Origin of the sequence: Paenibacillus plantarum, assembly GCF_013141695.1 — a bacterium.
GTDB lineage: Bacteria > Bacillota > Bacilli > Paenibacillales > NBRC-103111 > Paenibacillus_E > Paenibacillus_E plantarum.
On sequence record NZ_WHNY01000045.1, the window covers coordinates 69,527 to 82,636 of the forward strand.

The following is a 13,110-nucleotide window of genomic DNA, read 5'->3' on the forward strand; positions in this document are numbered from 1 at the left end:
GTGCCCTCCGGTTAAACCGGTGGATAGGAGGCTGGAAATGAAAGCGCTGTCTAAGGATTTCCGAAAGCATAAATATTTGTACTATATGATATTTCCGGTTATCCTGTACTATTTGATTTTCCATTACGTGCCCATGTATGGGGCGATAATTGCTTTCAAGGACTACCGGATCGCAGAAGGTTTTTTACACAGTCCGTGGGTTGGGTTCGATCATTTTACCAGTTTCTTCCAAAGTTATTATTTTTGGAGATTGATTCGAAATACACTTCTCCTCAATGTTTACATGTTGTTGATCTCATTTCCAGCACCGATTATCTTTGCGCTCCTCATTAATGAGATCGTCGGCAAGAGATTTAAGAGAATCGTACAAACGATAACCTATCTCCCCCACTTTATTTCAATGATCGTCGTATGTGGGATGATCACTCAGTTCTTAGCTAGGGAAGGTTTCATTACAGATTTCCTTGTATGGCTAGGGATGGAGCGGCAGGTACTACTGGCACATCCACAATATTTCCGCAGTATTTATATTATTTCGGATATCTGGCAAGGAGTAGGCTGGGGCTCCATCGTTTATTTAGCTGCCATTACCGGTATCAATCCTGATCTATATGAGGCTTCGCGAATGGACGGGGCAAATCGATGGAAGCAAACGCTGCATATTACCTTACCTGGAATCTTACCCATTATCGTCATTTTGTTTATTTTGAAAATCGGTCACATGCTGGATGTAGGATTCGAGAAAATCATCCTGCTGTATAATCCAAATACGTATGAAACTGCTGATATGATTAGTACCTTCGTATATCGCAAAGGCCTTGAGGGGTCCTTCGAATTTAGCTATGCAACCGCTGTTGGTTTATTTCAAGCGGCAGTTAACTTTATCCTGCTGATCATGGCTAACCGAATCAGTAAAAAGGTGAGTGAAAACAGCTTATGGTAAACGGCACGATTCGCAAAAACGTGGGAGGAGTCACCTTCCAAACTGTCAATACGCTGTTTATGGTGATAATGATTGTGATCACGTTGTACCCGTTTATTTATGTGGTATTCTCATCTGTCAGCGACTCAAAACAGCTGCTCTCGCACACCGGTGTGCTGCTGAGTCCCAAAGGCTTTACTTTGGCGGCTTATGCGATGGTTTTCAAGAACCCTAATGTAGTTGGTGGGTATATCAATACCTTATTTCTAGTCTCGATAGGAACAGCACTTAATTTGATTATGACAAGTCTTGGCGCTTATGTGCTGTCACGCAAAGGGGTTGCTTGGAGTAGACATGTCATGCTGATGATTGTGTTTACGATGTTTTTCTCTGGCGGTCTGATTCCGATGTATTTGCTGGTCAATAATTGGTTGCATTTAGGCAATAATCTACTTGCACTAATCGTTCCTGGCATCATTTCAACGTGGAATTTGATAATACTTCGTACGTCGTTCAGTGCGATCCCCGATAGTCTCATTGAATCAGCACGGATGGACGGTGCACAAGATTTCACCATTCTGTTTCGGATTGTTATTCCGCTTTCTTTGCCAGTCATGGCGGTAATGGTTTTATTCTATGGCGTAGGGCACTGGAATTCCTGGTTTGGAGCTATGATTTACCTTCGGGATCGGGATCTTTTTCCGCTGCAATTGATCTTACGGGAGATTTTAATTCAGAACAACACGAATTATATGTCGGGTAGTTCTTCTATTGAAGATGTAGAGGCTGTAGGAGAAAGTATTAAATATGCAACCATCGTCATTGCCACGTTGCCGATTCTGTTCGTATACCCCTTCTTACAGAAATATTTTGTGAAAGGTGTTATGATAGGGTCGATTAAAGAGTAGGCAAACTGGCTATGGGAGTGTTGATGAGTGAAGATTAATTGGAGATGGAAAGGTATGCTGAGCAGGTGGCTGTGGTCTTATGCCATTGTGCTTCTAATTCCAATTATTGTGATGGCGGTAACCCATCTGCAAACGCAGCGGGTCATTGAAGACGAGATTTCCAAGGCGAACTCCGCTTTGCTCTCACAACTTCAACAGGAAATCGACAACTACATCGATTATACCTATCGCTTGTCGGAGGTGATCTCACTCAATCCGAAGGTGAGCTCTTTGATTCGTAGCCAGAAAGAGATTGGTACGGCAGAACGCATCTCTATCGTTCAGTTGCTCGCGGAATTCAAAGCATACAATATTACTAAGCGATATGTGAGCGGTTTCTATATTTACTTTCATGAGGGAGATTTTGTCTTGACCGACAGTTCCTATTATGAGACGGACATGTTTGTTCAACAGCATCTCAGTCCAATGGGGGTGTCACTAGAGCAATGGAGAGGCTATTTGATGCAGATGCATAAGGGTTCATTCTCCACACTTCGCGAATTTGGTGGAGAGAGAAAAGGCACCATCATGCAAACACAATCATTGCCGCTCCAACTTGGAAGTGTACCTCTTGCAACGCTAGCGATTGAGTTGAACGAAGAACAGCTGATGTCTTCTATCAGCAACATTCAATCCTACAATCAGGGTAAAGTATATATCCTTGATGCCGAGAATAAGCTGTTGGCTACATCCGAAACAGAAGGACATGGGGAACGCGTATTTGATATTCCGCGCAGTGAAGGGGAACAACGCATTCTTAAGACCTCTGCCATATGGGATGGGGAAGAAGTTATCCTGTCTTATATTGAATCAGGCCGGAATAGCTGGAAATATGTATATGTGCTACCAGCACGCTTGTATAGTGAGAAGGCCGAGTATGTCTGGAATATGACAGTACTAATGCTTGCAGTTGCTGCTGTAATTGGATTTATTATCTCCGTCTTGCTTGCGAGGAAGAACTATTCGCCTCTACGCAGATTAGTTCGCAATGTTGCAGAACGAAGCGAATTAAGCATTATAAACATGTCGGAATCGAATGAATATGACTACTTGGAAGAAGTACTTGATAATGCACTAGATCGCTATACATTAATGAATCGCACACTGGAGAAGCAGAACAAGACACTTCGTTCGAATTTGCTTACACGTCTTCTGAAAGGCCGGATTGAAAATGGTTTTCCAATAGCAGATGTACTGCCAGAGTACGGAATTAAGCTTCATTCCGAGAAGTTCGCAATTGTCTTGTTTTATCTAGAGGATTACAGCGGCTTCTTCCGTCAAGACGAACAGGACGCAGAGAAAAAAAGAGAATTCGTTCATCATATTATGTCCAATATCGTGGAGGAGCTTGCCGCTCAGAAACATCAGGGCTGGATGACGGAAGTTGACGAAATGCTGGCATGTATTGTGAATTTCCGGCCAGATACGTCACCTGAATCAGCGTTGGAAGATCTGAAGAACTTGATCGAAGAAGCACAGCGCTTTATTGGAAATCGCTTCCACATTTTGTTTACTATTTCAGTAAGTTCCATCCATAGGTCATCTGCGGAGCTTCCGGTCGCCTATCTGGAAGCCTTGGAAGCCATGGAGTACCGCATGTTGCTAGGTGTTCAGTCCATTATTTGGCATAACCAGCTTCAACAGCAAAAGCCTTCCTACGACTATTCGATGGAGATGGAACAGAAGTTGATCAATAATGTGAATGCCGGGGATTTTCTCGGAGCAACTGCGATGCTGGATGAAATCATTGATAGCAATCTAGCTGGGGACAACATCTCCGTCGATATGATCCGATGTCTCATGTTTGACATGTGCAGCACGATGATGAAAGCAGCGATGGAAACCAATATGGATCGCTCTGAGCTGTATGAAGAGAATTTACAGGCGATTCGTGAGCTGATGAGCGGCAGTACAGTAGCCTCGATGCGAGAGCGGATGACCCAGTTTTTGCATAAAGTTTGCGGGTATGTAGATGAACGTAAGAAAAGCAACAAAAAAATACGCTTGAAGGAAAGTGTATTGGCCTACATTAGTGAAAACTACCAAAACCAAGATCTTAACATCAGCACCATTGCTGAGTATTTCAGTGTACATCCTTCATATCTATCACGCTATTTCAAGGAGCAAGTAGGCGACAATCTGACGGATTATCTGAATAAATATCGCGTGGAACAATCCAAGACGCTGCTGCAACTGCCACATATTTTTATACGTGATGTCAGCGAAATGGTTGGATTTTATAGTATCAGTACGTATATTCGTCTGTTCAAAAAGTACGAAGGCGTGACGCCGAGTGTTTACCGGGAAGGAAAGAGTAATTAAATAAATTGAGGTGATTCGATAATGTCGGACAATAGATACTACCCGACGATTATATTGGGAGCGACGTTTGCTGGTTTGGGTGCAGCCTATGCCTGTGGGAAGGAAGCACTTCTTATCGAAAGATCGGCTCTTGTCGGTTATGAATTTATTAACAGCTATAACCTTGGTGAAGACTGGCATGCAACGGTTCTTTCCGAAGAAGGAGAGAAGTTGAAAAACGAACTACTGGAGCGAGGGATATTGTCCGAGGATGGCAGGGTACATATTCCCGCAATTGCTCCGGTACTTTATAACAAAATAGGTTGCGATTCGCTTCCGATCCTCTTGCATTCGGATATAGCTGATATCCGCCAGTTAGGGGCTGGCTATGAGGTTACGATCTACAATGCTTCGGGCTTTAACAGCTACAGAACAGACCGGATCATAGATACGAGGCCGGAGTACGCACCCTCACATTTGATCAAGTCGAAGAGCCTAAATGCGATGCTGAACTGTGGTGAGGATGATCCGGAGGTTTCGACTACAGCTGGAAGTTACCTTTTATTAACCAAAGGGAAATTAAAGGGTGAAGTTGTTGCGAAGGTTCCCATAGAAGTGGAAGACGACTGGATTACTGCAAGACATAAACTGCATCAATTATGGGCGGGCAGACCGAAGGAGTGGGAAAGCTGGACGATTTCATCGGTAGCTGGCTTCTTTGAGCTGCAAATCGAACCGGAAACAGGCGGTGAGATTGCGCCGAGTTGGTTCAGTCTGCCGTCGGCTGCCTATAGAAATCCGCTGGAAGCGTTTGAAGCAGGGTTGCTAGTTAAAAGGAGGTATTAATTTGATATTATCTCAAAAAGTAAATGGAGAAATTGTCACTGTTGAAGTTGGTGACATCGAACTTTCTCAACAATACGACGTCATTGTAGCCGGTCTTGGTACATCGGGAGCCATTGCTTTAATAATGGCAGCCAGTAAAGGACTGAAAGTGCTTGGTATTGAACGAATGAATTGCATGGGGGGCATGGGAACGGCTGGTTCAGTTAACGGTTACTACTTCGGTTCCTCAGGTGGATTATACGAGCAGTTAGATCAAAAAGTAACGGCTTTAGTCGATACCATCTACACGAAGTCTAGCGCTTATAACGTAGAAGCGAAGAAATATGTATTGGAGCAGGAAGCGATAAAGCACGGTGCAGAGCTTGCCTTCGAATCCGCGATAACGGGCGTTTATTTGGATGGACAACAGGTGAAAGGCGCGAGCTGGGTTGGGCCGGATGGCATACAATCGGCTAGCTGCAAGGTACTGATCGATTGCACGGGTGATGCAGAGGTGTGCAATCTGGCTGGTTGCGCGTTTAATTACGGCAGGACGTTAGATGGAAAGACGCAGCCTTTCACAAGCGTTAAGGTATTTGCGGTGGGTAACAAAGTGAGCTGGAGGAATTTCGATTCAGGTTGTACGAACCAAACGGATGGGAATGAACTATCCAAGGCGCTCATATTTGCACATGCCCAGCATCTGGAAGATACGTATTCGGATGAGAACCGTCTGCTGCATTTAGCTCCACTGTTAGGAATTAGAGAAGGTCGATTGATTGAAGGCGAGGAAACGGTGACACTTCAACAGTTCTTTGCTGATGAGACCTCCAACAAACCGGTATTTTATGCGTATGCAGATATTGATAAGCATGGCCGTGACAACGCTTTTGAGAGTCAGCTACTGAAGGATTGGTTCGTAGCAAGTAATCTAGGTGCTGTTAATGTAACCGTTCCCATTCCGCTCGGGGCTATGATTCCGAAGGGGTATGAAGGGCTGCTTGCCGCTGGGCGCTGTCTGGCGGTCGATCATGATTTATCCACATGTGTCAGAATGAACCGAGATATGCAAAAATCCGGGGAGGCAGCGGCTACAGCGGCTTGGCTAGCGATTACAAAAGGAACGTCAATTAAGGAGATCTCCTATGAGGAGTTGATCGCGCATCTTGCGGATACAGGATGCTACAACCCTGCGAACAATAAAGGCTATCAATTTGCCTATCCAGGGGATCGAAAGCCGGCGCAGCCGATTACATGGTTAACGGATTCAGCGGAGATTCGACAAGGCTTGTCTGGCATTCAGCCAGGGGTGGCTATTTGGTCTTCAAGCAGGTTAGGTGAATCGATACGTGAATCGTTGAGGACATGGATACATGAGGAGGATGAAAAGCTTCGTAAACATAGCGCTTTTGCTCTAGCGTTAATTGATGATGGGGCTTGCCTTCCTATACTTAGGGAAATGATGAGGAAGCGAGATGCGCTCATGCTCCAAGACTGCAGGAAAAACAACCAACTACGTGGTTATATGGCTATTTACCTTTTAGGACGAATGCGGGATAAGGATGTTGTAGAGGAACTGATCCGCCTCATCACAGATCCTGAAGAAATGGAAAGGCCACTCTATCAAGTGGAGGACGGCGCGGATAAAGCACGGCAAAATAAATACAATGACGTATATTTTCAATTTTTTTCTCACGCCATAATGGCACTGATCCACATCGGGGAGCATCATACTACGTTGCAGGAGGTGATTGGAACAGCTTTGAAGCAAGCGGTAGGCAATGGTGAGTATATCGAACGAATTACGCATAAACCGAACGGCACGTATCTTCATTCGATAGCCGAGAATATCCGATCGGTGGTTGAACGAAAGCTACTGCGTTGGGCACAGTAAAGATTATAGCAGGCGACTGGGCATTCATTCTATGGAAAAGGAAGGGAATGTAGGATGCAAATTAAAACATGTGAGAAGCAACACAATCAAGTTTGTAGGCTTATCGTTCTTGCATTCATTAGTTTTCTGCTTCTGTGGGTTGCTATTCCTGCGAAAACGTGGGCTGACGATCCGCTGCCTGATGCGGCACTTCGTGATGTATTGGGGGAAAATGACATCGTTGTGGACAATACGGATACTGCCGTTACTAGGACGGGGACATGGAGCACAGGCACCAGTAATCCTGGTAAGTATTTTGGGAGCAATTACGAGTTCGTTAACGGCGGTACAGGACAGGTGCAAACCATTAAATATACGCCGAGTGTACCCCAAACTGGCGTTTATGAAGTGTTCATGGTGTTCAGCTCTTCTTCCAATCGTGCGGACAATGTGACCGTTCAAGTTTCCCATCAAGGGGGAGTTGCTACACAAACCGTGAACCAGGAAAAGAACGGCGCAGTCTGGTATCCGCTGGGGCAATATACGTTTACCGCTGGGAGCAGCGGCTATGTACAGATCAACGTCGCTGGGGCGAATGGCTATGTGATAGCAGATGCCATACGTTTGGCGGTGCCAGTGCCTGATCCTGTAGATCCGGGGCCACTTGCAGTCAACGAGCCATTAGGACCGGTCATTTTCCGTTCTGGCTTCGAAGCGGGCTCTGTCGGAGTGACAGATCCTTCAGACACAGGTACGATTACGCGAATAACAGGCACCGATACTTCGGTTTCAGCCCCGAATGATTGGACCACACATTTGAACGGGTATTCCAAATTTGGCGACTTGGTCTTCGAAGGGCATTCCGGTGGTGACAATTCCACTTCAAGATTCGCCAAGATCATAGCTGATCCCACGCCTGGTGGGAGTGGTAATAAAGTGCTTCAATACTGGCTGGGAAATTCCGGAGGAACAGCTGATCGGGGTCGTGTGCAAGCATTGCTCAAGAATAATACGAATCTGACAGAGGTTTTCTACAAATACCGGATGTATCTCCATCCCGATATCGAATTAGTGAAGGATAGCGTCGACGCTAACGGTTGGTTTACGTTAGCAGAGTTCTGGAATCAGCCTAGCTGGACCTCAGGCGCACAGTATCCATTTCGAATGTCCCTTAATTTGACTAAGGATCTAGGCGTAGGGAAGCCGTTTAAACTCCGTATTTCAGGCCAAACAACGCCGACTTCCAGTGAGGATGACACGACCCAATTCGTGACTCAATGGGAAGAAAGAAATGACTGGAATGTGCCTACTGGTGTCTGGCTTAATATGGAAGTGTATTACAAGCAAGGGGATGCGAATTCAGGCAGATTCTATCTAGCCATTACGCCTGAAGGCGGAGAAAAGCGGGTAGTATTTGATGTGACCAACTGGACCTATCATCCTCAGAATCCAGCACCAGAAGGGCTTACGCATTTTCACCCCCTTAAATTATACACCAGCAGATCACTGACGAACTTTGTTAAAGACCACGGCGGAGCGCTACAAATATTGTGGGATAATCTGGAGTTCTGGCCTTCGATGGCCCCAGATGCCGCTCTGCGAAATGCAGTTGGACCTAACGATATCGTCGTAGACAATGCAGACACTGGAGCGGTCAAAACGGGTGTCTGGTCCACAGGAAACAGTAATCCTGGTAAATTTTACGGCAGCGATTATAACTTTGTAAATAACGGCACTGGTCAGACTGCAACCTATAGTCCTGTCATTTCCACCGCCGGCATGTACAGAGTCTATGCGACCTTTATTGGCTCTTCCAATCGTTCCAATAGCGTACCTTATACCATCTATCATAATGGTGTGACCTCGACAGTGTCAGTCAATCAGAGGATTACCTCCTATCATAAAATGTGGTATCCACTCGGAGATTATTATTTCTCGTCGGGCACTGGCAATTATGTACAGATCAATAGCGCGGGAACTAGCGGCTATGTTATGGCAGATGCAATTCGTTTGGAGCCGTTATAAGTCCGATTCAATCAGATAGGGATTATCAAGTGTAAAAGGAGGTAGTATGTTGAGAAGAACAGGGAAACTAACTATTGCACTGTTTGGGCTGGCGGCAGGATTATTCATCCTGCCCTCAGGCCACACGCGTGCAGCTGCCGAGGTGTTACCCATTGTGGTCCATGACACCTTCGACGATGTAGAGGGAAATAGCGATTTGGCGGACTGGAGCTATCCAGCAACGACCGTTTCAATCGTTGACCGACCGAAAAACGGTGGAACAGAAACGTTAGAAGAGGGCAATAAAGCGCTAATGTCAACGATTCGTACGCTAGGCGCTGCTCACAGACCCGTAAGAAAGTTTCCCTCATTAACCGGTAAGCTAGAAATCAACTATGATTTGCGGTTAGATGGTAAACCAATTGATCAGATTAAGCTACCGGAAATTTATGCTGGTGCTACTTTGCTAACTTCCATTTCGGCTATTAACTCCACGATTAACGCTGAGAACTTCTTCCGCTTTGATATTCCTACTGGGCCCACCAAAAGAATCCGATATGACAGCATGCCATTCAAAACCTGGATGGCGGTAAAAGTAGAGATGGACACGGAGACGGATTCGTTTTCTGTTTGGGTAGACAACACGAAGGTTGCCGACAACCAACCCTTTTATAATGATGCCAAAATTACTGAAATAAATGAGATTAGATTCAGTCTGACCAAAAGCAACGTCGCAGCACCTAATTTTTATGTGGATAATCTGATCGTGAGAGGGATTCCAACTCCAGCCCCCGATGTGAGGGAAACCAAGCTTTCTACACCGCCAAGTGTGCCTGTGGCGGCACATATTCGGAATGAACATCCCCGGTTATTCATCCAGGATTTTCAGGATATTAAGCGTAAAATCTCTTCGGATTACATTCCCATGAATTGGTACAGTCGCATCAAAGAGCAGGCTGATGAATTGCTAAATACGCCGGTAAGGGGTTTCGGGACGAATCCGGATAACGGGGCTGTTCTGGAACACGCAAGGGAAATGGAGAACCGCACGTTTCTCCTCTCTATGGCCTTTCAAATAGAACGGGAGCGCAAGTATCTGGACCGACTCTGGCTGGAAATCCAGAATACCGCTTCCTATCCAACTTGGAAGCCGGAGAGCTTCCTGTCCGTAGCAGAGATGCTTCAGGCTTACGCTGTCGCCTATGACTGGAATTATTATGATTGGACAGAGGAACAGCGCAAGCTAATTGTGGACACCATGCTCGATAAGGGATTAACTTACGGTGTCGACCGTTATAATGGTAAAAGCCAAGGGGGTACTCGATTTACGGAAGTTACCCATAACTGGAATGTGGTTTGTAATGGGGGGTTGATGATAGCGGCCTTAGCCATTGCCAATGAATACCCTGATGTAGCTGAATTCGTTCTAGAAAAGGGAACCGAAAACATCAAGAAAGGTTTGACAGCTTACGCGCCTCTAGGTGCCTACCCGGAAGGAGCTATGTATTGGGCATATGGGACCAATTATTTAACCTATACGATGGCTGCATTTGAAACCGCTTTCGAAGCGAATTTCCCGCGTCCTGAAAAATACAAACTATATGAAGCACCTGGCGTTGCCAAAGCACCTGAATTTCCAATTTATTTGGCTGGCATGACGGGCTCCTTCAATTACGGGGACAGCTCCATTGGGAAAGTCAACTCACCAACGATGATGTGGTTTGCGGAAAAATTCAATAAACCGCAGTATGCTTGGTATTACTTACGGAACCAAGAGGCAGCAGAGGATAGTGCCAGTGTGACATCCAGGGGAACTGTATATGCTTTACTATGGTACAACTCAGCGTATCGATCGATCACGGAGAGCTTCCCACTGGATAAGGCCTACCAGAATCCAAACGGTACGAACAGTGTGTTGATGAGAAGCTCATGGCAGGATACCAATGGGGTGTATGCGGGGCTAAAGGGTGGATATAACCGGGAGAATCACTCGTCCCTCTCCATCGGTACCTTCATCCTTGAGGCAGAGGGTCAGAGGTGGGCAACGATGCGAGGAGCCGGCAACTACGACTGGCCTAACTATAATGATCTCACTGGCGGACGCTTCCAATACTACAATAATCGGGCGGAAGGTCAGAATACATTGGTCATCAATCCGGCCAAAGGCGGTGTTGACCAAGATATCAATGCGACAGGTACTGTTGTAGATTATCAGAGCAATTCCACCGAAGCGTTCGGAATCATGGATATGTCCCAGGCGTATGCACGGGATGTGACGAGCGCACGAAGAGGCATGCGACTATATGATGGCCGTTCTAAGGTGCTCGTGCAGGATGAGATCACGTCGACACTGGCTTCAGATGTCTGGTGGTTCATGCACACTGCTGCTTCTATCCAGATCGCCAATCATGGCAAATCCGTCCTGTTAACCCAGAATGGGAAAAGAATGTGGGCACATATCGCAGATGGCCCGCAGGATGCGACCTTCAGTGTCATGGATGCGAAGCCTTTTCCTTGGTCGCCTAATCCCACAATTCAGAGCAGCAACTATGGGACTAAGCTAGCTATTCACATGAAAGATGTAACAAGTGCACGTCTGGCAGTACAGTTTATCCCTTTGAAAAGTGGAGAAGCACCGCCAGATGAATATGCAGAGGTTGTCAACTTGTCGGAGTGGCATGCTGCCCCTGATGATCTCCAGCTATTGAGCGAGAAATTAGGGGATAATGCAGCACTTCTTGTGAACAGTCCTTTTGCCTATGCGGGTGGTACCAAAGTCATGGTGAATGCAACTAATCCTGTCGTTAGTCCAGTGGAGGTAGATGGGGAGTTGATGATTCCTGTGGAATTTACCGCCAACGCGCTTGGAGCCAATGTGGAGCGAGATGAAGCAAGTGGGACGACGATGATCCGATATCAGGAGCGGTTAGTTGTATTACCTTTGCAAGAGCAGACACAGGGTTCCAATAACGAGTCGGTTACTCCTTCCAACCCGGGAATCCCGCAAGATGGCAACAAGGTAATCGGAAACTCGGTGGAAGTAAGTCCGATTGTGCAATCAGACGGCTCCGCTAGAGGAAAGGTAGATAGTAAAGCTTTTCTGGATGCTTTGAAACAGGTAACCCCTGACGACAATGGCGTGCAAAGAATAAGATTGAATGTCAAACCCGTTGATAAGGCAACATCCTATATCCTAGATCTTCCCATCGATACAATGAAAGCGCAGCGGAGCAAACTAGTCGTGGAGATAGGTACTCCAATTGGCGAAGTGACACTACAAGGCAGCTTATTCTCTCAACCGGAGTTAACTCGGTTTGCATTGGTCATGGAACCGGTCAACCCTGCTCAATTGGATGGTTTAACGCCAAAGGCGGTTGGTGATCGACCGATTATTCGAGTGAATCTGTTAACTGACGTCGCTATTCCGAAGCAAGATACCTTGCTTCCGTCTATCGGAATTTCTCTCCCGTATAAGCCGACAGCTGAGGAACTGGCGAATTCTGAGCATATCGTCGTATGGCGCATTGGAGCGGATGGCGCAGTTGTTCCTATCGTGGATAGCAAATATGATCAAGCAACAGGTAGGATTGGCTTCCATGTTCGGAGTTTGGATCCTGCGGTATTCGTTGTAACCTTCGTAGATAAGAAATTCCAGGATATGAACGCGTATGCCTGGGCGGACAAAGCTGTCCGTGTTCTAGCATCCAAGGGTATTATTGCAGGTATATCCGAAGCTAACTTCGCTCCAGGTGAGCAGATGACAAGGGCAGATTTCCTTATGCTGCTTGTAAAGTCCCTCGGGTTGTCGGCTGCTTTCCAAGATAATTTCAGCGATGTGGACGCGAAGGCTTATTATGCTCAAGCTGTGGGGATCTCCCGTATCTTAGGAATAACCGAGGGCATGGGAGGCAATCAATTCGAACCTCAGACACCGGTATCAAGGCAAGATATATTCACTTTGACGGCTCGTGCCTTACTCATTGCTGGCAAAATGGAGCGTATGGGGCTGAAAGCCGATCTCTCTTCTTTCACAGATGGCACGGAGGTGGCACAATATGCAAGAGAGGGGATTTCGCTCTTAGCAGGGGCGGGTATCCTACAGGGAGACGATCAAGGGATGCGTCCTAAGGAGCAAATTACGAGAGCGGAAGCAGCAATCATGCTATACCGGATTTATAACAAGTAAGCGCCCATTAGGGCGAGGGAAGTACGCAGCTACGGCGGCCTTCGCCCAGGGC

7 protein-coding genes are annotated in these 13,110 nt (G+C 46.3%); all 7 read left to right on the forward strand.

The features are described from left to right. The first annotated feature begins 37 nt into the window (after positions 1-37). Genes GC096_RS15735 through GC096_RS15765 form a run of 7 tightly spaced genes read left to right on the forward strand, consistent with a single transcriptional unit; the run spans position 38 to position 13,058 of the window. Positions 38-943 carry an ABC transporter permease gene (locus GC096_RS15735; RefSeq protein ID WP_171631491.1) on the forward strand — a complete coding sequence of 302 codons (906 nt, stop codon included), beginning with the start codon at positions 38-40 and terminating at the stop codon, positions 941-943. Further along, positions 937-1,830: a carbohydrate ABC transporter permease gene (locus GC096_RS15740; protein ID WP_171631492.1), complete on the forward strand. Its 894-nt coding sequence runs from the start codon at positions 937-939 to the stop codon at positions 1,828-1,830. The genes GC096_RS15735 and GC096_RS15740 overlap by 7 nt, the downstream gene beginning before the upstream one ends. A 27-nt stretch (positions 1,831-1,857) precedes the next feature. After that, positions 1,858-4,191 carry a helix-turn-helix domain-containing protein gene (locus GC096_RS15745; protein WP_171631493.1) on the forward strand — a complete coding sequence of 778 codons (2,334 nt, stop codon included), beginning with the start codon at positions 1,858-1,860 and terminating at the stop codon, positions 4,189-4,191. 21 nt (positions 4,192-4,212) lie between these two features. Then, the gene (locus GC096_RS15750; protein ID WP_171631494.1) at positions 4,213-5,016 is read left to right on the forward strand and encodes a hypothetical protein; all 804 of its coding nucleotides are present in this window, start codon (positions 4,213-4,215) and stop codon (positions 5,014-5,016) included. Position 5,017: 1 nt separating this feature from the next. Next, positions 5,018-6,889, forward strand: a complete 1,872-nt coding sequence (locus tag GC096_RS15755) for an FAD-dependent oxidoreductase (RefSeq protein WP_171631495.1) — start codon at positions 5,018-5,020, stop codon at positions 6,887-6,889. 54 nt (positions 6,890-6,943) lie between these two features. Further along, positions 6,944-8,893 carry a golvesin C-terminal-like domain-containing protein gene (locus GC096_RS15760; RefSeq protein ID WP_171631496.1) on the forward strand — a complete coding sequence of 650 codons (1,950 nt, stop codon included), beginning with the start codon at positions 6,944-6,946 and terminating at the stop codon, positions 8,891-8,893. A 46-nt stretch (positions 8,894-8,939) separates the two neighbouring features. Next, positions 8,940-13,058 carry an S-layer homology domain-containing protein gene (locus GC096_RS15765; protein WP_171631497.1) on the forward strand — a complete coding sequence of 1,373 codons (4,119 nt, stop codon included), beginning with the start codon at positions 8,940-8,942 and terminating at the stop codon, positions 13,056-13,058. Positions 13,059-13,110 lie beyond the last annotated feature (52 nt).